The organism is Janthinobacterium sp. EB271-G4-7A (assembly GCF_020858075.1).
In the GTDB taxonomy this organism is placed as follows: Bacteria; Pseudomonadota; Gammaproteobacteria; order Burkholderiales; family Burkholderiaceae_D; genus Janthinobacterium; species Janthinobacterium lividum.
In genome coordinates, this window is sequence record NZ_JACYMI010000001.1 from 910,902 (window position 1) to 933,199 (window position 22,298).

Consider the following 22,298-nt stretch of genomic DNA (forward strand, 5'->3'; position numbering starts at 1 on the left):
GCCATGGACTGTTCTGTGGTGTTCTTATTTTAAGTATTTGGCCAGCCAGCCCTCGACTTCGCTGTAGAAGAAGCGGCTGTTCTCGCCCTTCAAAATCCAGTGGTTTTCGTCCGGGAAGACCAGCAATTTCGCCGGCACGTTCAGGCGCTGTTGCACGGCAAAGTTCATCAGCGCATTGTTGGCCGGCACGCGATAGTCGAGTTCACCCACGGTGATCAGGATCGGCGTGGTAAAGCCCGTGCCTTTTTCGTGGTTGCCCGCTTGCATGACGGGGCTTTGCTCGCGCCACACGGGCAGGTTCGACCACACGGGGCCGCCTGCATTGGTTTCACGGCCGAAACCGCCATCGCTGGTACCCCATTGCATGATCAGGTCCATTTCGCCCGCATGCGAGACAATGGCCTTGTAGCGCGTGGTGGTCGCTTGCAGCCAGTTGGCCAGGTGGCCGCCATAGCTGGCGCCGCCGGCAGCCAGTTTCGTGCTGTCGATAAATGGATATTTCTTGATGGCTTCATCGACGCCCTGGTTGACTTCATCGCCAGGGCCCTTCAGCGGATCGAACTGGATAGCCCGCGAGAATTCCTCGCCATAGCCGGTGGAACCCTTGTAGTCCGTCAGCAGCACGACATAGCCGGGCTTGGCCAGCAAATGATAGTTCCAGCGCAGCACGAACTGGTCGCGCCACATGCTGGCCGCGCCGCCGTGGATGACGGTAAACAGCGGGTATTTCTTGTTCGGGTCAAAGTTGGCCGGCTTGACGAGCATATTGTGGATCTGGCGGCCGTCGGCCGTGGTGAACCAGAAGTGCTCGGGCGCCTGCCAGTCGATTTTACTTGCCTTGTCCGTGTTGAAGGTCGTCAGGCGCTTCGGCTGCTTGCCGTTGAAGGCGTAGATTTCCGGCGGATTGATGGCGGATTCCCACACGCCCACCAGGGCCTTGCCGCCGCTGCTCAGCGAGTTGATGGTACCCGTCGGCAAGGATGGTTCCTCGCGCACGTCGCCACCCCTGGCGTCGATCGAGTACAGCTTTTCCAGGCCAGCATGTTCATAGCTGAAGATGACGCGCTTGCTGCCTTCGGGCAGCACAAAGCGCGAAATGGAGCGGTCCAGCTTGGCCGTCAGGATGGTCGGTGCAGGGTTGCTCATCGGCCAGGCAAAGCTGGCCAGGCGTTTCACGTCATACACTTTGCCCGGCGTTTGCGCGTCGCTGAGCGCGAACAGCGTCTTGCCGTCGGCCGCGAATTTCAGGGAGCCATAGCTGTGCTTGTCCTGCGTCAAACGCTGCGCTTCACCGCCCGCCACGGGCAGCAAGTAAAGCTGGGAGTAGACGGCTTCGCGCTGGGCCGCATCGCGGTTGGTGGCCGCGTTGAAGACGACGGCCTTGCCGTCCGGCGTCCAGACGGCATCCAGCGATTGCCCCTCGTCGCCCTGGCCGCCGCCAAAGCCCGGCAGGGTGACCAGTTGTGTGCCCGACAGGATGTCGCGCGGGGTTGCTGCGGCGTCGGCGTCGACGATGAACAGCCGCACCTGCTTGTCGGTCAGCCATTTGTCGAAATAGCGGGGCGCCGTCGTTTCATACGAACGGGCGCTGTATTTGCGCTCCTTGCGCTCTTTCGCGCTTTGCTTGACGTCGGCTTCCGTCTTGTTGCCTGGATAGATATCGCTGATGAACAGCAATTGCTTGCCATCCGGGCTCCATTTCGGCATGCGCGCGCCCAGGGTGAGCGAGGTCAGGCGCTGCGCTTCGCCGCCAGCAGCCACGTCGAGGCGGTAAATCTGTCCCGCGTCATCGCCGTCGCGCTTGGCAACGAAGACCAGCTGGCGGCTGTCCGGCGACCAGGCCACGGCGCTTTCGCCGCCCTTGGACGAGGTCAGGCGGCGCGCAGGGCTGTCGTCAAGCAGCGACTTGATCCACAGATCCGACGATTGGTCTTGGCTAGAGTAGGCGCTGTCGACCACGGAAAACACGGCCCACTTGCCGTCCGGGCTGGCGACGGGCGCGCCCACGCGTTTCATCAGCCACACGTCTTCATGCGTGATGGCGTGCCTGGCATCGGTTTGCGTGGCGGCAACTGGGGTGGTGGCCTTGGTATCGGCGGCGTGGACGGTCGTTGCCAGCGAGGCGCAGGCCGCTGCGATCAGCAGGGAGCCGAGGGAACGGCGAAGACGGGGTGAGGTCATGGGCGTGGTCCGGTAGTGAAAAAAGTACAGCGGGCAACATTATTGCCCATCGTTTCCTGCACTGCCAAGGTTGTGTACCGTTACTTACCACGTGGGACGGCCGCGTATCGGGCGGGCGCGCCATGGCTGATCAGTTAAACTTGTTCTTTTACTGATGCTACCTGTGGCCGGCCATGAAAATTAGTCTACCCTTATTGAAAACGATATTGCTGGGCGCGAGCTGCCTGCTGGCCGCCCCGGTTTTTGCCGCGGCGCCCGCACCGTACCCGAATACCAGCGCCATGGGCGTCGGTCACGCGGAAAGCACGGCCTGGTATGCGGGTTGCCTGAAGGTCAAGGATGCGGCGCCGCCGCCCGCCGACCTGCCGGCGCCGTCCGCCGTGGCATCGCTGCAGCAGTGCCAGGCAACAGACCTGTATTACGATACCAAGAGTATGTCCTCGCCCAAGCCGGCGGACTGGCGTCCCGCGCGCCATTGCGCCATGGCCACGCAGAACAGCGCCGTGCTGATGATGCTGTACCAGAATGGGCAGGGCGTGCAGAAAGACCCGTTGCTGGCGCTGAAGTACGCGTGCAGCATCGATGCGGCGCCGGCCGAGATGCAAGGGCGCATTGAACACTTGCAGAAGATCAATGCCAGTGGACGCGGCATGATCGATTTGTGCGACGACATCACCAGCGGCTACATGATGGGGGTGTGCAGCGCCATCGATGCGCGCCAGAAACAACGCGTGCGCACGCAGGCGACAGGTAAAGCCAGCGCAAGCATGCCTGCCGCGGCGCAAGCGTCGCTGCAAAAACTGCAGGCGGCGGCAAGCAAGTTTGCCGATGCGCGCGCGGACTATGAAACGGATTTGAGCGGCACGGCCCGCGCCGCCCTGAGCATCGCCGCCCGCACGGCCGAACTTGATCTGCTGGCGCACGATCTGCGCGAATACGAAGCGGGCAAGCTGCCGGCCAGCATGTCCAGGGAACAGGCGGCGGCGCTCGACAAGGAACTCAACGCCATCTACGGCAAGCTCATGAAGAAGCCGGCGCAAACCCATGCGGGCGCCGTGGGCAAGGATGGCATCCGCGCCACCCAGCGCCTGTGGCTGGCATACCGCGATGCGTGGATGAACTTTGGTGCCGTGCGTTACCCGTCCGTGACGAGCGACAGTTGGGCCGGCCTGCTGACGTCGCGGCGCAATGTGCAACTGCACGACTTGCTGGAGAATTGAAGCATGCGTGAAGCCTATTATCACGAAGATGATTTTTGCATGATCGAACTGCTGCCGCTGGATAATTTGCAGCACTGTCTGACGCAGATGGGCGAGCAGCAGGCATTTGCCGACGCGCACCGCAGCGGCGCCGGCTGGACGCAGATGTACGTGCCCGAGGCGCCGCCATCGCCGCTGCGCGCGCTGGGCCTCACGGCGGACCAGTTGCGCCTGGCGCTGGCCGATGCCTTGCCGCCGTACGACGCCGTCTACACGGGCTACAGCAGCTACCGGGTGGAATGCAAGAATGTGCTGGCCTTTGGCGGCGAGACGACGGAGACCCTGTTTGCTGGCCTGGACGGCGACGACATCGTGTGCGACCTGTGGTGCAGCGACGCCATGCCTGAACTCATGCTGCTGCCCTTGAAAGAGCAGCTCCTGCTGGCCGACTGGGGCGCAGGGTTGGCGTGTCCGCTGTCCGATGGGGAATTGTTTGCCCGGTATCTGCAGGAATACGAACTGGGCTGATTACTCGCAGGCGATGGCGTTTGGCTGCGCCACCTTCACCACCGACGCCAGGCGCGCCATGTCGTTGCCATCGCCTTGCTCCACATACGGTTGATAGGTGTCGATGACGATGCGCGCACGCGCTTGCCAGCCGCAATTGTCGGCCTGGCGCGCGGGCACGCGCAGCAGCCGGCGCGCCTCGCCATCGTTGCTGAAACAAAACCATGCATCGTGCGTGGCGGCAGGGCGGAGCAGGCGGCCCCACTGGGCCTTGTCGGGCGCGAAGCAGACGCGGTTGCCGATGATCTGCAGGCTCATCTCGTCCGTGCGTGCGCTGTACTGGCCGTCGAGCACGATGGGCGTTTGCGCCTGCGCAAGCAGCGGCAGTGCGCACAGCAGGAGATGGGTGGACAGCAGGGCGGCAAGTTTCACGGTGTATCTTTCCGGATCGGCATGGGATGCACCAGTATAACTGCCATGCGCGGCTATGCTTCAGCAAAAAAGCATGGGCTGACAAAGCAAGCACAAGTGCAATAAACTGTGTATTTTCAAATAATAAATATCTGTATATTGAAGTGCATCAATGGCGCGCTGCGCGCCATCCCGCATAGTTTTGCCTGCAAGTGGCGTATCGCCATGTTTGCCGGACACTAGAGGAGAGCATGCGATGCATTCCAGACGAGAATTTGTTGGCGCGGCGGTCGCGCTGGGAGCCATGGGCCTGCTCGCTGGCGGCAAGGTGCTGGCGCAGTCGGATGCATTCGATACCTTGCTGCGGCAAGCCATCAACGATCCGTCGCTGCTTGAAGCGACGCGCACTAGTCGCGAGGGCTTCGGCGAGCAGTACGAATCGCGGGCCATTGCGCCGCGTACTCCCTTGTCTTCGCGGGCAATCTCGGAAGCCGCCATCACGCTCATTACCACCTTCGAAGTGACCGACCGCGCGCGCTACGAGGCGAAGTTCCAGCAGCCGATCTGGCCTGCCGGCGAGTCGGGCGTCACGATAGGCATTGGCTATGATTTGGGATACGTCACGGCCGACTGGCTCAACGAAGACTGGGAAGCCCGGCTCGCTGACGGCGAACTGGCAACATTACGCAAGGTCTGTGGTTTGAGGGCGGAAGAGGCCCGCGATGCCTTGGCGCAGGTACGCGACGTAGCGGTTCCGTGGGACATCGCCGATCAGCAGTTTCGTACGCGCCTGTTGCCGCGCTACGTGGCGCTGACGCTGGCGCGCCTTCCCAACACGGACAAGCTGTCCGATGACAGCCTGGGCGCGCTCGTGTCGCTGGTCTACAACCGCGGTGCCAGCTTCCGCAAGGATGGCCTGCGCTATCGCGAGATGCGCATGATCCGCCAGCACATGGTCAACGAAGCCTACGATGCCATCCCCGCCGAGTTGCGGGCCATGGCGCGGCTGTGGACAGGCGTGCCGAATATGCGCGGCCTCGTGCTGCGGCGCGAGCTTGAGGCCGCGCTGTTCGAGCGTGGCCTGAAAAGCGCTTAGGTCCGCCCCGGCATCCACCCTGGCCAACCGAGGAGTGATATCGTGTATCCGCTCAAACGCGTACTAGCCTTGCTCTGTATCCCCGTGTCCCTGCTGCTGGCCTTTCCCTGCCAGGCACAATCCGGTCCGCCCAAGCGTGTCGCCTTATTGATCGGCAACTGGGATTACGACCAGAACGGGAAATTCGATCCCACGCCATCGGGCGATTACATTGCCGACCTCAAGAATCCTTGCAGCGATTCGGATCTGGTCAAGAGCCAGCTGGCCAAATTCGGGTTCGAGATCCATGACTATTGCAATGTGGACCAGGCAACCTTCAACGCCCGTGTCGCCGACTTTGCCAGCAGCCTGTCGGATTTGCCCAAGGGATCGATTGTCTTCCTCTTTTATTCCGGCCATGGCATGCAGTATCACGGCCACGCGTTCACGGTGCCGGTGCTGTTCCGGATGGATCATGCCGCATTCAAGAATGACGGCGACCTGGAGCAATTCAAACTGCTGCAAAAGAATGCCAACAACGTCGCCGAGATGCTGCAGAAATTGCCGGATGATAAGAATGTGGCACTCGTCGTGGCATTGGACAAATGCCGCGACGTGCCGGTCGACGAAAAGGTCACCTACAGCGAGGCCGTGTCGATCCGCACCGGGCCGAACACGCTGATCCAGTACGCCACCACCGCCGGCGACCGCACGCCCGACAACGACGGCAAGGGCCATAGCGCCTATGCGCTGGTGTTGGCCGACGAACTGTCGAAAGGCGGCGACATAGGCGATATCATGGCCGCCGTCGGCATCCGCGTCTGGCGCCTGTACGACAGCGGCAAGCGCGACACTTATGCCGAAACCAACGTTGGCCCTGCCTTCTCCGCCCTGAAGTTCAATCCGCTCAAGGCCGGCATGTCAGCCGCGCCGCGCAACGTGGCGGCGACCGTCAGCCGCAAGCGCCTGATGGTGCGCGATCGCTACGATGGCGTCACGCTCGACATCTTCTGGTGTGAAGGCGATGGCGAGCAGGCGCGCTATGCCTTTGCCACGTCGCTGGCGCGCGACATTGCCATGCGGGCCAGCGAGTTGGGCGTGGGGCGCGTGATGGTCAAGCCCCTGTCGCAAGACATGAACAATAACAATGGCTACAACGTGCATCGCAATATCATGCGCTACGACCAGGCGTATCCGCTTGAGCGGGAAATGCTCTTCAAGATCGCCAGTGCCTATCCGGTCGGTAACTTCCTTCCGCAGCGCGGCGTCGGCGTCAATGGACAGGCGACCCAAAACTATGTGTCGGCATTCGTGTGCGGGCGGCTGGCCGACGGGCGGGCCGATGTGGCTGCATTGGAGCATGCCAGCGGCCAGCGCTAAGCTGGGCAGGCGGCAAGCGCAAAAAAGGGCTACGCGCCGAAGCGGGTAGCCCTGATCTGTACTGCTGTATTCGTGGTAGGCCGTGCGGGATTCGAACCTGCGACCAACGGATTAAAAGTCCGCTGCTCTACCAGCTGAGCTAACGACCCGAAAGAGGCCGCATTATATATCAGTTGAAAAAGAATGCAAAGCATTCCTGTGAGAAAGTGCTGGCCCGCTAATGCAGGGCTGCCGTGAGCTTCAGCACTTCGTCGATGCTGGTCGTGCCATCGATGATCTTGCGCGCGCCGGCGATGCGCAGCGGCGTCATGCCGTCGAGGATGCTCTGGCGGCGCAGGGCATGCAGGTCGGCGCCTGCCTTGACCAGTTGGCCGAACGTTTCCGTCACGCCCAGCAGTTCATAGATGCCGGCGCGTCCCAGATAGCCGCTGTGCCGGCACAGGGCGCAGCCGACGGGGCGGTATGCGGCGGCTGGCCGCTCCAGCTGGCCGCCTGTCAGGCGCTGCCACGCCGCGGCACCGGGAGCCGTGTCCAGCTGCTTGCAGCCCGGGCACAGGCAGCGCAACAGGCGCTGCGCCAGCACGCCGGCCAGGCACGCTTCCAGCAGATAGGCGGGCAAGCCCAGTTCCAGCAGGCGCATGACGGCCGAGGGCGCGTCGTTGGTGTGCAGGGTCGACAGCACCAGGTGCCCCGTCAGCGCCGCCTGGATGGCCATCTCGGCTGTGGCCAGGTCGCGGATTTCGCCCACCATGATGATGTCGGGGTCTTGCCGCATCAGCGCCCGCACGCCATCGGCAAACGACAGTTCGATGCCGGCCTGGGTTTGCACCTGCATCTGGTTGAAGGCCGGTTCGACCATTTCGATGGGGTCTTCCACCGTGCACACATTGACTTCGCTGCCGGCCAGCGCCTTCAAGGTACTGTACAGGGTGCTGGTCTTGCCCGAACCGGTGGGTCCCGTCACCAGCACGATGCCGTGCGTGCGCGCCGTCAACTGGCGCCAGCGTTCGGCGTCCGTCGGCGGAAAGCCCAGCTCGGCCAGGCTCTTGACGGCCACTTCCGGGTCGAAGATGCGCATGACGAGCTTTTCGCCGAAGGCTGTGGGCAAGGTCGACAGGCGCAGCTCGATTTCCTGGCCCTGCGCATTGCGCGTCTTGATGCGCCCATCCTGGGGGCGGCGCTTCTCCACCACGTCCATACGCCCCAGCAACTTGATGCGCGCCGTCATGGCCAGCAAGACCACGGGCGGCAACTGGTAGGCCTGGTGCAGTCGGCCGTCGATGCGCAGGCGCACGAGGCCCGCGTCGCGCTTCGGTTCCAGATGGATGTCGGAAGCGCGCTGGGCAAACGCGTATTGCCACAGCCAGTCGACGATGCGCACCACGTGCTGGTCGTTGGCGTCGAGGCTGGTCTTGTTGCGCCCCAGTTCCACCAGTTGTTCGAAATTGTGGCGCAGCGCCAGGTCTTGCGTGGAGGCTTGCCAGGCCACTTTGACGGAACTGGCCAGGCTGAAAAATTGCGCGATGGCGTCGGCGATGTGCAGCGGGTTGGCGATGACCAGGCTCAGCTTGCGCGGCGCCAGGTTTCCCAGCTGTGCCTGCCAAGCGAGCGCATATGGCTGGGCGGTGGCGATGACGATGCGCTCAGGCGTGCTTTCCACGGGCAGGATGTTGAAGCGGGCCGCATAGCCGGCCGTCATGACGTCGGCCACCTGGCTGAAATCGATGTGCAGGGGATCGATGCGCACATACGGCAGGCTGGAGCGTTGCGCCAGCCAGGCGCACAGGGTATCGAGCGTGAGTGCGCCGTGGGCGATGCTGCACAGCGGATGCAGGGCGGGTGCCGGCAGCAGGGCGGCCTGGGCGTCGATGGCGGCCGCTTGTGCCGCATCGAGCAAGCCGTCTTCCTGCAGCCAGGCCAGCAGCTGGGGCAGTTGCAGCGGCGTATCGGGAGAAGGAGGGGATGCGGGCATGGCCGGCGCCTTTCCGGGCTGCCGGCCTTGCCTGGACTTGCCGGCGGTTACAGGGTGCTGACGATGCCCTTGACCCAGGACTTGGCGGGCAGCTTGGTCTCGGCGACGATCTGCTTGGCGCGTTCGAGCAGGGCGGCTTGCGCTTCCGTATCGAGTGCCACTTTCGTCTTGAAAGCGATCGCCACCACGTTCCCATCATGGACTTCCGGCAGGCAGATCACCTGTTCAAACGCAAACTTCATCGCCTTGATGTTCTTTGCGTAGCTGGGATGGTCGCCGAACAGGTTGACCGTCATGATGCCGTGCGGCGCCAGGCAGGCGCAGCAGGCGGAATAGAACTCGGCGCTGTCGAGCACGGGGCCGCGCGCCGTGGCGTCGTACAGGTCCACCTGCAGGGCGTCCAGAGTGCCGTGGTTGGCGTCGTCGTTGACGTAGTCGAGCGCATCCATCTCGCGCACGTGCAGGCGCTCGTCGTTGGGCGGCAGCTTGAACATCGAGGCGCAGATGGTGATGACGGACGGATTCAGTTCGATGGCATCGACCTGCGCCTGCGGGAACTGGCGGTAGCAGAACTTGGTCAGCGCGGCCGTGCCCAGGCCCAGCTGGGCGAGGCGCTGCGGCTGTTCGATCCACAGCATCCACGCCATCATCTGCTGCGCGTACTCGAGCTCCGGCCAGTCCGGCTTGCGGATGCGCATGGCGCCCTGCACCCATTCCGTGCCGAAATGCAGATAGCGCACGCCATCCATTTCCGACAGGGTGACAGGGGCATAGCGGGGCTTGCGCGCAGGGCGCGAGGATTCGACTTGTTCGATGGATTTTCGTTTGATAAGCATAAGGCGGCCTGAAAGTGTGCCGCATTATAGCCCGCGCCGGGGGGGCATAAAAAATGCCGGCCCCATGAGAACGACTGGGACCGGCATTTTAAATTGCTGTGCAACGACGCCTAGCAGCTTATGTCAGGCGTTACTGTTGAGCGGGCTCGATCGAGACGCGCAGGCGGATGCGTTCGCCCGGATCGTAGGACATGATGCTCGTGTAGTTGCGGCCGCGGTAGTCGTAGGTGACCTGGTAGCCATTGTTGCGCGATTCCCAGTGGTCGACCTGACGGCACTGCTTGACGGCTTGTTCCTGCATGCCGCCCTGGTAATTGTTCTGGTTGTCGACACGGTCGCCGACGACGGCGCCGGCAATCGCGCCAGCGGCCGCTGCGGCCGTGCGGCCATTGCCGCCACCGACCTGGCTGCCGAGCAGGGCGCCGGCGATACCGCCGACGATGGAGCCGCCAGCGCTGCGCTGTTGCGGCGGGGCCTGGACTTGCACGTATTCCGTGCGGCATTCCTGGCGTGGACGGTTGATCTGTTCCACTTGCGGCACGACGCGCACGACCTTGCCGAAATCTTCAAAGTCGGCGGCCTGGGCGAGTGGCAATGCACCGATACAAAGGGCTGACATCATCAATTTGGCTTGCAAGTTCATTTGTAACCTCGTTATTTAGAGAATCTTTCAGGGTATTTTTTACAACTTGGGACTATAGTAATCCCGCCAGACGGGGACAAGTGTTTCGCATGGCAACAAAATGTAACAGCCCAAGCCCCTTGCCCCACAGTCTGTAACATGCACTTTCAATCGATACAAGATGTTGAAATGACTTGAAACCAGCGGTTTGTAACAAATCTTGCGTTTGACATCATATTCGGGTTGATTCATGCAGGACAACACGTTACCCTAATACGCGTATGGCTTATATAAAATCGCACTGAATCGCATAAAAGTTGATACAGATCGAATCACCGCGTGCGCATTGACCCGCGTGCGGGGATGCAATAAGAAGAGCAGCTAGAAGAGATCCATACATAACAGGTCGATTTGAGGGAAAAATGAGTTTGTTACTAACCGTGCCGCCCAACCTTGTCCAGTCCATCCGTGCCTTTCGCGTGACCGAATTACAAGACGAGGCGATCCGTCTCGGGCAGCACTTTTTATATGCGCATTGCAACGCTGGACAGACCAAACAACAAGTCATCGGCATTATTGCAGAAGCATTCCTGTTTCCGAAAAACCTGGCGAAGAATTTCGATGCCCTGCGCCTGTGCCTGACGGACACCATGTTCAAGGCCGGCACGCAGACGGGTTTCCTGGTGGTGCTCGAGCAATTGCCAAATACGCAAAAATTCGACAAGGAAGCGCGCGAGATCCTGCTCGACGTATTCCGCGACGCGGCCGACTACTGGGCCGAGAAGAAAGTCCCGTTCCGCGTCTTCTATTCGTTCGAGTAAATACTTACTCTTGCCGCGGCGCCGTCAAACCGGCTTCCCGCGCAGGTGAGAATCGGCATCTTCGGGCGGCTGCGGCGCGCCGGCGCCCATGTTGCGCCGCAACAATAATGCCGGCCTTTCTAGATTCGCATCGCCATAGCGGGTACAATGCGCGCTATGAAAAATATCGTTATCCTCATTTCCGGACGCGGCAGCAACATGGAAGCGGTCGTGCGCGCGGCGCAAGCCGAGCAATGGCCAGCCCGTATTGCCGCCGTCATCAGTAACCGGGCCGATGCCCAGGGACTGGTTTTTGCCGCGGAACACGGGATAGCGACGGCAGTCGTTGCCAACAAGGATTATGCCAGCCGCGAACAGTTCGATGCGGCGCTGCAAGCCGTGATCGACGGCTTTGCCCCCGACCTGGTCGTGCTGGCCGGTTTCATGCGCATCCTGACGCCGCCCTTCGTCGAGCATTACGCGGGGCGCATGCTCAATATCCACCCGTCGCTGCTGCCGCTGTTCCCGGGCATGGCGACGCATCGCCAGGCGCTCGAGGCGGGCGTAACGGAACACGGCGCGACCGTGCATTTCGTGACTGCCGAGCTCGATCATGGCCCGGCCGTGGCGAGCGCGAAAGTCCCCGTCTTGCCAGGCGACACAGAAGAGAGCTTATCGGCGCGCGTGCTGGTAGAGGAACATCTGCTTTACCCGCGCGCCATCCGCCTGTTCATTGACGATAAACTGTCAGTCGAGCATGGCCAGGTCCGCGTGGACCCTCAATAAAATATTACAGGAAGAATAACAATGAGATTGCCACCAGCGATACTTGCCAATGCTGAAGAAGTATTGCGCGAAATTTTACGTTTCACGGCCCCGGCCGACACCACCCTGTCGCGCTATTTCCGCGACCATCCGCGCCTCGGTTCGCGCGAACGCGGCGCCATCGCCGAAGGCATTTATGCCGTGCTGCGCAACAAATCGTTCTTCACGGACTTCGCCGAAGCGGGCAGTGGCCCGACCATGCGCCGTTTGACCATCCTCGGCCTGGCCGAAGCCGTCGGGGCGGACTCCCTGGGCGGCCTGACGGAAGAAGAAGTGGAATGGCTGGAACGCATCACGCAGATCGACCGCAGCCTGATGCCGTCGAATATGCGCGCCAACATGCCGACCTGGCTGTTCGACAAGCTGATCGCCCAGTTCGGCGAAGCGGAAACCATGAAGCTGGCCGATGCGCTGAACGCGCCGGCGCCGCTGGACTTGCGCGTGAACTCGCTCAAGGCCACGCGTGAGGACGTGATGCTGGCCCTGGCCGAAGCGCCTATCCTCAGCACGCCGACGCCGTTTGCGCCGCTGGGCTTGCGCGTGATCAAGAAGCCATCGTTGCAAAACCTGCCATTGTTCCAGAGCGGCGCCATCGAAGTGCAGGATGAAGGCAGCCAGATCCTGTCGCAGATCGTCGGCGCCAAGCGCGGCGAGATGGTCGTCGATTTCTGTGCCGGCGCGGGTGGCAAGACCCTCGCATTGGGTGCGCTGATGCGCAACACGGGCCGTCTGTACGCTTTCGACGTGTCGGAAAAGCGTTTGGCCAAGCTGAAGCCGCGCATGGCCCGCAGCGGCCTGTCGAACGTGCATCCGGTGCAGATCGCGCATGAGCGCGATGCCAAGATCAAGCGCCTGGCCGGCAAGATCGACCGCGTGCTGGTCGATGCGCCATGCAGCGGCCTGGGCACCCTGCGCCGCAATCCGGACGTGAAATGGCGCCAGCAGCCGAACTCGATCGTGGAATTGCAAGCCAAGCAGGCTGCCATCCTGGCCGGCGCGGCGCGCCTGGTTAAGGGCGGCGGCCGCCTGGTGTACGCTACCTGCAGCTTCCTGAACGAAGAAAACGACTTTATCGCCGAGCAATTCCTCGCGGCCCATCCGGACTTCACCCTGGTGCCGATGAGCAAAGTGCTGGCCGAACAGAAGATCGAGCTGGAAATGGGCGACTACCTGAAATTGTTGCCGCATCTGCACCAGACCGATGGCTTCTTCGCCGCCGTGTTCGAACGCAAGGTCATGCCGAAAAAAGTCTACGCCGATGAAAAGCCGGCCGACGACGTTGACGCTGAACCAGCCGAATAAGGCTGTCACGGGCCACCGCTGCAGCATCGCAGCGGTGGCCATGCACTTGCGCCGGCCTGTCTGGCGCAAGCTGTGGGCGCCCCGCCCGGTTATTCCCCCGCACCATCTTCCAGACTCCATCCGCCATGAACGAAACCCCGCTGCTCAACCTGATCACTGACTTTGTCGACGATTTCCGTCAACCGGCCATCCTGTGGCAGGCGCTGGTCATCGTCGCCTGCCTGGCGCTGAGCTGGCTGCTGGTGCGGCAGTTGCGCGTGTTCCTGCACCAGCGCGCGGAAGCGGCCGCCACGCCGGCCACGCCGGAAACCTTGCAGCGCACCGATAGTTTCATCCGCATCCTGACGCCCGTGCTGGCGGCCATGCTGCTGGGCATTGCGCAGCATTTCCTCGCCAAGTTCCAGTCGGTCAATCTGCTCAGCATTGCCATCCCCCTGTGCACGTCGATGGCGCTGGTGCGCTTCGGGTTTTATGTGCTGCGCCGCATTTTTGCCCGCCATGGCGACATCAGTCCCACCATGCTGCTGCTGGAGAAGATATTTACAGTCGTGGTGTGGGCCGGCATGGCCCTGTACATCACGGGTCTGTGGCCGGAATTGCATACCTTCCTGGAAAGCATCGTCGTGCCGCTGGGACGCAACAAGGTGTCTGTGGCTGCCATCTTGCAAGCCGCTATTTCCGTGGCCGTGCTGCTGGTGCTGGCCATGTGGGCCGGCACCTCGCTCGACGAGCGCCTGATGAAAATGCAGGGCCTGCACACTTCCTTGCGCGTGGTGATGTCGCGCATGGGCCGCGCCGTGCTGATCCTCGTTTCCGTGCTGGTCAGCCTGTCGCTGGTGGGCATCGACCTGACGGTGCTGTCCGTGTTTGGCGGCGCCTTCGGCGTGGCGCTGGGCTTTGGCTTGCAAAAGATCGCCGCGAACTTCGTGTCCGGCTTCATCATCCTGCTGGACCGCAGCCTCACCATCGGCGACATGATCACGGTGGGCCAGTTCACGGGCAAGGTCACGCAAATCAATACGCGCTATACTGTGTTATTGGGTGGCGATGGCGTTGAATCCATCGTGCCGAATGAAATGCTGATTTCCGGCGGCGTGCAGAACATGTCGCTGAGCAACCGCATGGTCTGGCTGTCGACGGCCGTGTCGGTGGGCTATGAAACGGATCTAGATGTCATCTTCCCCTTGCTGGAAGCGGCGACGGCCAAGGTGCCGCGTGTGTCGCAAAGCAATCCGCCATCGGCCACCCTCGTGCGTTTCGGCGCCGACGGCCTCGATGTGCAGATCGGCTTCTGGATCGCGGACCCGGAAAACGGCACCGGCGGCGTGAAGTCGAATGTGAACCGCGCCATCTGGCGCACCTTGCAGGAACATAAGGTCACTGTACCGTTTCCGCAACGCGAATTGCGTATTGTTGGTACGCCTCCTGCCCCGCTCGCCAGCGCGGCAGAGGGTGAGTCCGCCCCATCCGGCACCCAGCCTTAACCTCGCTGCCTGCCTCCGATTTTGCCTGACCGCACCCATTAGGGCGTACAATCACGCCTAAAATTAACTCTGCCGGACCTCCAGAATCACTGGAGCGACCGTGCGCACGCCCTGTCCACTTGGAGTAGCAGTAATGACATTGAGTTCCGTTTTACACGACGTTTTGCAGTTCATGGCAACTGGCATTACCGATCTGTCCGCATGGCAAGTTTTCCTGTACACCATGGTGGTCACGCATATCACGATCGCCAGCGTCACGATTTACCTGCACCGCCACCAGGCCCACCGGGCGCTGGAGTTGCACGCCATCCCTAGCCATTTCTTCCGTTTCTGGCTGTGGCTGACGACGGGCCAGGTGACCAAGGAATGGGCGGCCATCCACCGCAAGCACCACGCCAAATGCGATACGGAAGAAGATCCGCACAGCCCCGTGACGCGCGGCATCAAGAAAGTCTTCTGGGAAGGCGCCGAGCTGTACCGCGCTGAATCGAAGAACATGGAAACCATGGCCAAGTACGGCCATGGCACGCCGACGGACTGGATCGAGCGCAACCTGTACACCAAATACAGCTGGCTGGGCGTGGTGTCCCTGTTCGTCATCAATTTCATCTTGTTCGGCGTGATCGGCATTTCCGTGTGGGCCGTGCAAATGATGTGGATCCCGATCACGGCGGCCGGCATCATCAACGGCATTGGCCACTACTGGGGCTACCGCAACTACGACTGCGCGGACGCGGCCACCAACATCATTCCGTTCGGTATCCTGATCGGCGGCGAAGAGTTGCACAACAATCACCATACCTATGCGACGTCGGCCAAGCTGTCGTCGAAATGGTATGAAATCGATATCGGCTGGGCGTATATCCGCGCGCTGGAAATGTTGGGCCTGGCGAAGGTGAAAAAGCTGGCGCCGGAGCCGAAGTTCTCGCACGGCAAGCTGGAAGCGGATTTCGAGACCTTGCAGTCCGTCATCGCCAACCGCTACGACGTGATGGCCAAGTATGCGAAATCGATCAAGCATGCCTGGAAGGAGGAGCTGGAACACCTGAAGCACAAGGCCGAGCTGGAAAAGCGCTTCCTGAAATCGTCGCGCAAGCTGATGCAGCGCGAGCCGGGCAAGCTGGCCGATGCGCACCATGAGCAGTTGTCGGAGTTGTTCCAGCACAGCAAGGCGCTGGAAACCATGCACCACATGCGCGTGGAGCTGGGCGCCATCTGGGAACGTTCGCACTTTACGCGTGAGCAATTGCTGCAAAAGCTGCAAGACTGGTGCACGCGCGCCGAAGCGTCTGGCATCAAGTCGCTGCAAGATTTCTCCTTGCGCCTGCGCAGCTATGCCTGAGTAAGCTGTCGCGTCATATCAAGGCCCTGGTTTCCAGGGCCTTTTTTTTCGTCCAGGCAGAAGGGGAGAACGGCGAGATGAAAATCAGGGCGAAAAAAAACCGCTCATCGGAGCGGCTCTTTTTACAGAACACAATATCAATTACTTGATTTTGGTTTCTTTGTACGTTACGTGCTTGCGTGCTTTAGGATCGAATTTCATGATCTCCATTTTCGCAGGCGTCGTACGCTTGTTTTTGGTGGTCGTGTAGAAGTGACCCGTACCGGCGGTCGATTCTAACTTGATTTTGTCGCGGCCTGATTTTGCCATGATAGCTCCCTTATTCTGCTAATTAGACTTTTTCGCCACGAGCGCGCATATCGACCAATACGGCGTCGATGCCGACTTTATCGATGACGCGCAGACCGGCGTTGGACAAACGCAGGGAGACCCAGCGGTTTTCAGATTCAACAAAAATACGACGATTCTGCAAGTTAGGCAAAAAACGACGTTTGGTTTTGTTGTTTGCATGGGAAACATTGTTGCCGACCATCGGCTTCTTCCCAGTGACTTGGCAAACACGTGCCATGGCGCACTCCTTAAAGATATTCCAAATTGGAAAAACGAGAGTATATCCAAAATAAGCAGATTTATCAATGACTTGCGAAAAACAATTGTGTCATGTTGTATTGAAATAATTTAACAATTTGACTTTTCCCCTTCGTCATAGGTGGAAGCACTGGTAAACAGCCCTGTTTACTGTTAGATAAGCGTCTTGCTGCTGTCACGTATGTCCTTGTTTACACATGGTTAACTGCTGCCTGGCCAGCCCCGGCCTAGATCTGGCCGTGTTCCGAGAAGGAATGTACTTGCCGCCCGGCCACGACGAAATGGTCGAGGATGCGCACGTCCACCAGCGACAACGCTTGCACCAGCGCGCGCGTCAGTAACAGATCCGATTCGCTGGGTTCGGGCGTGCCGGACGGGTGGTTGTGCGCCAGCATGACGCTGGCCGCGTTGTGCAGCAGGGCCTGCTTTACCACTTCACGCGGATACACGCTGGTGTGGGTGAGGGTGCCACGAAACATTTCCTGGGTGGTGATCAGGCGGTTCTTGACGTCCAAAAACAACACGTGGAACGCTTCATGCGCCAGGTGGCCCAGGGTCAGGCGCAAATAGTCTTTCACGGCGTGCGGCGAATTGAGGGCCTGGCCCGCCTGCAAGTCTTCGATGATGGCGCGCCGCGCCAGTTCCAGCACGGCTTGCAACTGGGCAAACTTGGCGCTGCCCATGCCGTGCACGGCGGAAAAACTCACGAGGCTGGCGCCGAATAGACCCCGCAGCGAGCCGAAGTGCTCGACCGTGTCGCGCGCCAGTTCCACGGCGCTCTTGCCGCGCACGCCCGTGCGCAGGAAGACGGCCAGCAATTCCGCGTCCGACAGCGACTGCGCGCCATCCTCGATCAGGCGCTCGCGCGGCCGTTCGCCGGCCGGCCAATCCTTGATGCCCATCTTGCCTCCCGTTCGCGCCCGGCTCGTCGTGGCGCCTGCCAACGATTGTCGCGCCTTCCCCGGGCGGCCATGCTGCGCTAGCTCGTCTTCATGGCGAATCATATGAAAAAAACAAAAACCAAGATGCCCGGCCTGGCCATTTTCAAGCGCTATGATTTGCCTGTCGTTGCACTTCATGCAAGTTGCAGCGGCGGAGAGTCAGGGCCCTGAACTCAATGTCTTCCACTTGTTTTACAGGAGTCGTCATGCCGTACATCAAAGTTATCAATGGAGTCATGCAAGAGTTCAACGCCGCCGGCGTCAACACGGGCAAGGTCAGCGGCATCGGCCTCAATGCGCACGCGTATCTGGAGCACCGCAACTGGAGCGTTACCGCACCTCTGACGCCGGACGTGAAGAATCCTGATTACAGCACGGATTTTCCCTATCTTGCCGCCAACGGCTTCAAGTACCTCCAGGTGATGCTGGCGCCTTTCAACGGCGAGGATGGCGGTTGGAACTGGGGCGAGGTCGTTGGCAAGCCCAATTTCGCCACCGACAACACGCTGACCGCGCTCAATATCAAGCCTGAATACTGGGCCGCGATCCAGGCGCTGCTCGATTGCGCGCTGGCCAATGGCATCGGCATCATCGCCTGCCCATTCTGGAATCCCTACGCCGTGCCGCAATTGGTGGGCGAGGCGGGCCCTGCGGGCGCTAAAAAAGACGAGCAGGCCGCCGCCGCGCGCGTCGCACTGGCCAATCCGCAGTCGAAAACACGCCGCTACATGCGTGCCTTTGCGCAGGCTTTTGCGCAGCACTACAGCAACCATGCCGGCATCGCCGCCTGGATGGCTGCGCAGGAACTGATGGGCGTGACGGACATGAGCTTGAGCGTTTGCCGGGAAATCATCCAGGAGACGGCGCAATTGCTGCGTGGCAACGATGGCCTGGCGCGCATGATTTCTTCCGGTAACGCGGGCATTGCCCATACTTCGTCCCGGCAAGGCTCGTTGCAGCAATACGTCACGGAAACCTTGCCATTGATGAATCCGGACCCGGTCGACTGTCTTTGTGAAAACCTGTTTCTGGGTAATGAATATGTGAGCAGCGCCCTGGACAACAGCGCGGATCTGCCGGCCGACTTCGTCTCGTCTTCGCTCGCTTACCTGCAAGTGATGCAGCGCGCGGCCAAGGCCTTGGGCAAGCCGTATTATCTTGGCAGCTTTTGCCTGTCGGAAAAGCAGGAGCAGGCGTTGCAAGATACCGAACGGCAAGACAACTTGCACGCCTTGCTGAGCGCCATACGCCGTACGGGCGTGCAACTGGCATGCTATTGGGACTGGAACGGCGGCAAGCCCATGGCAGACGCCGGTCTGAACCTGGTGGAAACACCCGCCTACAGCAACGGACGCAAGGCCGTCTGGGACGCCTTGCGCGGCGACGACGCCGTCCGTCAGGCGCCGCCCACGCCTTGCTTCGGCGTCAAGAAAACCTTGCAGTTCCAGCCGGGCCTCCTGCTTACCGTGCCGTCATCCGTGCGCTACGAGAGCGCCGATTTTTCGCTGTCGTATTGCATCCGGCAACAGGCATTTTCCACGATGGTGGGCCGGGGCGGGGCGTTTGTCGCGCGCCAGGCGAACCTGAAAGGATGGACGCTGCTGACGCAGGATATCCAGACGTTCCTGTTCCTGCGCAACAGTGCCGGTGCTGGCTTCAATAACAATGGTCACGGCGTGAACGTGGATAGCGCCAACCGCTGGTTTCGCTGCACCTACACCGTCAAGCATGATGGTTCCATCAGCCTGTATGTCGACGATTTCCTGATGTCGCAGGGCAACAAGATGGCGACGCCATTCGTGCAGGCCAGCGGCGCGCCCCTGGTGATCGGCCGCACCGTGGATGCGCTGGAGCAGGGCGCGCCCGCCTGGCAGTTGTCGGACGTCATCCTGTACGACCGCGTGCTGACGCCCAAGGAAGTGTATGACTATGGCCAGTATGGCATCGTGCACCGGCCCGTGGGACGCTGGAAGCTCGACGGCAACCTGGAGGACAGCTCCGGCTTCGGCAATCACGCCAGCACGGCGGGCGGGTTGACGTACGTCAACGTCTGATTCGCCGATCCGGCGTCGGATGTGTTGCGCGGCCATGTTTTTTGACAAAAGCATGGCCGCGCCGAGATGGCATGGGGCGCGCTGGCTCAGGGTGGCTTACAATATCGTTTTGCACCAGTTACCTGAAAACTACTATGTCCAACGAGCAACCAGCAGTCGTTACCGAAGCGGCTTACCTCACCCTGCATTATCGTCTTGCTACTGTTGACGGTACTGATATTGTCACTACCTTCAGCGGCAATCCTGCTACCTTGATGCTGGGACATGGCCAACTGGCGCCATTCCTCGAGCAGCGTTTGCTGGGTTTGCCTGAAGGCACGCACCAGACATTCGAGCTGGCCGCCGGCGAAGGCTTTGGCGAGCGCAATCCGGAGCTGGTGCAGTCCGTCTCGCGCGCTACCCTGGACGAGAACTCGGTGCCCGGTGCCGACTACAAGATCGGCGACCTGGTCGACTTCGCCGCCCCGGGTGGCGGCCGCTTTGCCGGCGTGCTGCGCGAAATGCGCGACGACTCGGCCCTGTTCGACTTCAACCATCCGCTGGCTGGCCAGCCGCTGCGCTTTGAAGTCAAGCTTATTTCGGTCCTGTAAGGAGTAGCGATGGATAAAGAACTGTTACTGGCCCAGCCCCGCGGTTTCTGCGCTGGCGTCGACCGGGCGATCGAAATCGTCGAACGCGCCTTGCAGCAATTTGGCGCACCGATCTATGTGCGCCATGAAATCGTCCACAACGCCTATGTGGTGGCCGACTTGCGCAACAAGGGTGCCATCTTCATCGACGACCTCGATGACGTGCCTGCTGGTAATACGCTCGTGTTTTCCGCCCATGGCGTGTCGAAAGCCGTGCGCGCCGAGGCGGAATCGCGCGGCCTGAGCATTTTTGATGCGACTTGCCCGCTGGTCACCAAGGTGCACATGGAAGTGGGCAAGATGCGCCGCGAAGGCCGCGAGATCATCATGATCGGCCACGATGGCCATCCCGAGGTCGAAGGCACCATGGGCCAGGCCGATATGGGCATGCATTTGGTGGAAACGCTCGAAGATGTGGCGAAACTGCAGGTCGCCAATCCGGAGAGCCTGGCCTATGTTTCGCAAACAACGTTGTCAGTTGACGACACTAGCGACATTATTGCGGCCTTGAAAGCGAAATATCCGAATATCGCCGAGCCGAAAAAAGGCGACATCTGCTACGCCACCACGAACCGCCAGGAAGCCGTGAAATTCATGGCGCCGCAAGTGGAAGTGGTGATCGTCGTCGGCAGCCCGAACAGCTCGAATTCGAACCGCTTGCGCGAAGTGGCCGAGAAGATGGGCACGCCTGCCTATATGGTCGACAATGCCTCGCAAATCGACCCCGCCTGGCTGGAAGGCAAGCTGCGCGTGGGTGTGACGGCTGGCGCCTCCGCGCCCGAGGTACTGGTGCAGGCCGTCATCGACCGCTTGAAAGAGTGCGGCGTGCGTAGCGTGCGTCCGCTCGACGGCGTGCAGGAAGCCGTCACGTTCCCGATGCCGAAAGGCCTCGATGGCATCAAGCGCGACGTCGCCTGAGTCTGTATGGCTGTTGAGTATCGATGAAATAGTTACCTCAAAACCGAATTTAATTCGGAAATGATCGATTTATTCCAAGCTTAGTTTTTGCAAAAGATCGTTATGATTGCCTCAAGCTTGAATATGTTGTCGTTATGACTAAGCAAGGTCACGCCCGTTTTCAGTGCGTGCACCATGCTGGTGAGAACGGTCCAGGGATGGCACTGCAGGAATTCTTCCTCCGGTGCCGTTTTTGTATCAGCGACCCATGTTCTGGCGGAAGTTGTTCCCGAAAAATGCATATTTGATAGGGCAATCATGGATACATTCATCCAGCAGATCATTAACGGCTTGGTGTTGGGCAGCATGTATGCCTTAGTCGCCCTCGGTTACACAATGGTGTACGGCGTTCTGAACCTGATCAACTTCGCCCATGGCGACGTGCTCATGATCGGCGCCATGGTGGGCTTGACCATCCTCAAGCTGCTGGGCATCTATGTGCCCGACTGGCCCGGTTACCTGAAACTGGCCACCGCCATCCTCGGCGCCATTCCCATCTGTATTCTGGTCAATATCATCATCGAGCGGGTCGCCTACCGCCGCCTGCGCAACGCCCCCCGCCTCGCCCCCCTGATTACCGCCATCGGCGTCTCCATCCTGCTGCAAACCTTCGCCATGATGATCTGGACGCGCAATCCCTTGCCCTTTCCGCAATTGCTGTCGACCGACCCCATCAACATAGGCGGTGCCGTGATTTCGCAAACGCAAGTGCTGCTGTTGGCCCTGGCCGCGCTGTCGATGGGCGGATTGGTGTTGCTGGTGGAAAAAACGAAAATGGGCCGCGCCATGCGCGCCACGGCGGAAAATCCTCGCGTGGCTGGACTCATGGGTGTCGATTCCGACAAGGTCATCGTTGCCACCTTTGCCATCGGCGCCGCGCTGGCCGCCGTGGCGGGCGTGATGTGGGGCGCCAACTACGCGTCCATCCAGTTCTCCATGGGCGCCATTCCCGGCTTGAAGGCCTTCTGTGCGGCCGTGCTGGGCGGCATCGGCAATATCTATGGCGCCATGCTGGGCGGTATCTTGCTGGGTATTATCGAGAGTCTGGGCGCTGGCTATATCGGCGACATCACGGGCGGTTTCCTGGGTAGCCACTACCAGGATATCTTTGCCTTCGTCGTGCTGATCATCGTGTTGACCCTGCGCCCGTCCGGCATCATGGGCGAACGCGTGGCCGACCGTGCCTGATGTGA

The 22,298-nt window shown here is 60.8% G+C and carries 22 protein-coding genes and 1 tRNA gene; 13 read left to right on the forward strand and 10 right to left on the reverse strand.

Annotated features, from left to right (window positions below; all coding sequences use genetic code 11):
* Window positions 1-24: 24 nt before the first annotated feature.
* Complete coding sequence (locus IGS58_RS04175; RefSeq protein WP_230520735.1) at window positions 25-2,181, reverse strand: S9 family peptidase; 2,157 nt, start codon at window positions 2,179-2,181, stop codon at window positions 25-27.
* A gap of 173 nt (window positions 2,182-2,354) precedes the next feature.
* Here IGS58_RS04175 and IGS58_RS04180 point away from each other — a divergent pair, with 173 nt between their 5' ends.
* Both IGS58_RS04180 and IGS58_RS04185 read left to right on the forward strand, forming a co-directional pair.
* Window positions 2,355-3,401, forward strand: a complete 1,047-nt coding sequence (locus IGS58_RS04180; protein WP_230520736.1) for a lysozyme inhibitor LprI family protein — start codon at window positions 2,355-2,357, stop codon at window positions 3,399-3,401.
* A gap of 3 nt (window positions 3,402-3,404) precedes the next feature.
* Window positions 3,405-3,908, forward strand: coding sequence for a hypothetical protein (locus tag IGS58_RS04185; RefSeq protein ID WP_230520737.1), 504 nt, complete (start codon window positions 3,405-3,407; stop codon window positions 3,906-3,908).
* Here IGS58_RS04185 and IGS58_RS04190 read toward each other — a convergent pair whose 3' ends face one another.
* Window positions 3,909-4,319 carry a hypothetical protein gene (locus IGS58_RS04190; protein WP_230520738.1) on the reverse strand — a complete coding sequence of 137 codons (411 nt, stop codon included), beginning with the start codon at window positions 4,317-4,319 and terminating at the stop codon, window positions 3,909-3,911.
* A 235-nt stretch (window positions 4,320-4,554) separates the two neighbouring features.
* Here IGS58_RS04190 and IGS58_RS04195 point away from each other — a divergent pair, with 235 nt between their 5' ends.
* Window positions 4,555-5,394, forward strand: coding sequence for a hypothetical protein (locus IGS58_RS04195; RefSeq protein ID WP_230520739.1), 840 nt, complete (start codon window positions 4,555-4,557; stop codon window positions 5,392-5,394).
* A gap of 42 nt (window positions 5,395-5,436) precedes the next feature.
* Window positions 5,437-6,753, forward strand: coding sequence for a caspase family protein (locus IGS58_RS04200; protein ID WP_230520740.1), 1,317 nt, complete (start codon window positions 5,437-5,439; stop codon window positions 6,751-6,753).
* Window positions 6,754-6,826: 73 nt separating this feature from the next.
* Here IGS58_RS04200 and IGS58_RS04205 read toward each other — a convergent pair.
* The 4 genes from IGS58_RS04205 to IGS58_RS04220 form a co-directional block, all read right to left on the reverse strand.
* Window positions 6,827-6,902, reverse strand: a tRNA-Lys gene (locus IGS58_RS04205).
* 68 nt (window positions 6,903-6,970) lie between these two features.
* Entirely contained in the window at window positions 6,971-8,725 is a 1,755-nt protein-coding gene (locus IGS58_RS04210) for a GspE/PulE family protein (protein ID WP_230520741.1), read from the reverse strand.
* Window positions 8,726-8,772: 47 nt separating this feature from the next.
* Window positions 8,773-9,561 carry a spermidine synthase gene (locus IGS58_RS04215; RefSeq protein WP_211547855.1) on the reverse strand — a complete coding sequence of 263 codons (789 nt, stop codon included), beginning with the start codon at window positions 9,559-9,561 and terminating at the stop codon, window positions 8,773-8,775.
* 130 nt (window positions 9,562-9,691) lie between these two features.
* Window positions 9,692-10,204, reverse strand: a complete 513-nt coding sequence (locus IGS58_RS04220; protein WP_034785134.1) for a glycine zipper 2TM domain-containing protein — start codon at window positions 10,202-10,204, stop codon at window positions 9,692-9,694.
* Between the two features lie 401 nt (window positions 10,205-10,605).
* Between IGS58_RS04220 and IGS58_RS04225 the strand changes: the two genes are divergently transcribed.
* From IGS58_RS04225 to IGS58_RS04245, 5 genes are all read left to right on the forward strand, one after another.
* Window positions 10,606-11,004, forward strand: a complete 399-nt coding sequence (locus IGS58_RS04225; protein WP_034747450.1) for a barstar family protein — start codon at window positions 10,606-10,608, stop codon at window positions 11,002-11,004.
* A 156-nt stretch (window positions 11,005-11,160) separates the two neighbouring features.
* Window positions 11,161-11,769 (forward strand): phosphoribosylglycinamide formyltransferase, encoded by a 609-nt coding sequence (gene purN, locus IGS58_RS04230; RefSeq protein WP_034785137.1) that lies wholly within the window; start codon window positions 11,161-11,163, stop codon window positions 11,767-11,769.
* 21 nt (window positions 11,770-11,790) lie between these two features.
* On the forward strand, window positions 11,791-13,110 hold the full coding sequence (locus IGS58_RS04235) for an RsmB/NOP family class I SAM-dependent RNA methyltransferase (RefSeq protein WP_070256678.1): 1,320 nt from the start codon (window positions 11,791-11,793) through the stop codon (window positions 13,108-13,110).
* Between the two features lie 125 nt (window positions 13,111-13,235).
* The gene (locus IGS58_RS04240) at window positions 13,236-14,594 is read left to right on the forward strand and encodes a mechanosensitive ion channel family protein (RefSeq protein WP_034785139.1); all 1,359 of its coding nucleotides are present in this window, start codon (window positions 13,236-13,238) and stop codon (window positions 14,592-14,594) included.
* A gap of 133 nt (window positions 14,595-14,727) precedes the next feature.
* Entirely contained in the window at window positions 14,728-15,936 is a 1,209-nt protein-coding gene (locus tag IGS58_RS04245; protein ID WP_034785142.1) for a DesA family fatty acid desaturase, read from the forward strand.
* Between the two features lie 141 nt (window positions 15,937-16,077).
* Here the strand turns inward: IGS58_RS04245 and rpmG are convergent, their stop codons facing one another.
* The 3 genes from rpmG to radC form a co-directional block, all read right to left on the reverse strand.
* The gene (gene rpmG / locus IGS58_RS04250) at window positions 16,078-16,245 is read right to left on the reverse strand and encodes a 50S ribosomal protein L33 (RefSeq protein WP_010400929.1); all 168 of its coding nucleotides are present in this window, start codon (window positions 16,243-16,245) and stop codon (window positions 16,078-16,080) included.
* A 22-nt stretch (window positions 16,246-16,267) separates the two neighbouring features.
* Window positions 16,268-16,504, reverse strand: coding sequence for a 50S ribosomal protein L28 (gene rpmB, locus IGS58_RS04255; protein WP_010400928.1), 237 nt, complete (start codon window positions 16,502-16,504; stop codon window positions 16,268-16,270).
* 247 nt (window positions 16,505-16,751) lie between these two features.
* On the reverse strand, window positions 16,752-17,426 hold the full coding sequence (gene radC / locus IGS58_RS04260; RefSeq protein ID WP_070256677.1) for a RadC family protein: 675 nt from the start codon (window positions 17,424-17,426) through the stop codon (window positions 16,752-16,754).
* A gap of 245 nt (window positions 17,427-17,671) precedes the next feature.
* Between radC and IGS58_RS04265 the strand changes: the two genes are divergently transcribed.
* The 3 genes from IGS58_RS04265 to ispH all read left to right on the forward strand — a co-directional run bounded on the left by IGS58_RS04265 (window position 17,672) and on the right by ispH (window position 21,066).
* Complete coding sequence (locus IGS58_RS04265; RefSeq protein WP_230520742.1) at window positions 17,672-19,519, forward strand: LamG domain-containing protein; 1,848 nt, start codon at window positions 17,672-17,674, stop codon at window positions 19,517-19,519.
* 134 nt (window positions 19,520-19,653) lie between these two features.
* Window positions 19,654-20,109, forward strand: a complete 456-nt coding sequence (locus tag IGS58_RS04270) for an FKBP-type peptidyl-prolyl cis-trans isomerase (protein WP_230520743.1) — start codon at window positions 19,654-19,656, stop codon at window positions 20,107-20,109.
* 9 nt (window positions 20,110-20,118) lie between these two features.
* Window positions 20,119-21,066 (forward strand): 4-hydroxy-3-methylbut-2-enyl diphosphate reductase, encoded by a 948-nt coding sequence (gene ispH, locus IGS58_RS04275; RefSeq protein WP_034785166.1) that lies wholly within the window; start codon window positions 20,119-20,121, stop codon window positions 21,064-21,066.
* Window positions 21,067-21,146: 80 nt separating this feature from the next.
* On the opposite strand, the gene IGS58_RS04280 is transcribed toward ispH, so the two are convergent.
* Window positions 21,147-21,413, reverse strand: a complete 267-nt coding sequence (locus IGS58_RS04280; RefSeq protein WP_167468615.1) for a hypothetical protein — start codon at window positions 21,411-21,413, stop codon at window positions 21,147-21,149.
* Between IGS58_RS04280 and IGS58_RS04285 the strand changes: the two genes are divergently transcribed.
* Window positions 21,364-22,293 (forward strand): branched-chain amino acid ABC transporter permease, encoded by a 930-nt coding sequence (locus IGS58_RS04285; RefSeq protein ID WP_034785168.1) that lies wholly within the window; start codon window positions 21,364-21,366, stop codon window positions 22,291-22,293. The genes IGS58_RS04280 and IGS58_RS04285 overlap by 50 nt on opposite strands.
* Window positions 22,294-22,298 lie beyond the last annotated feature (5 nt).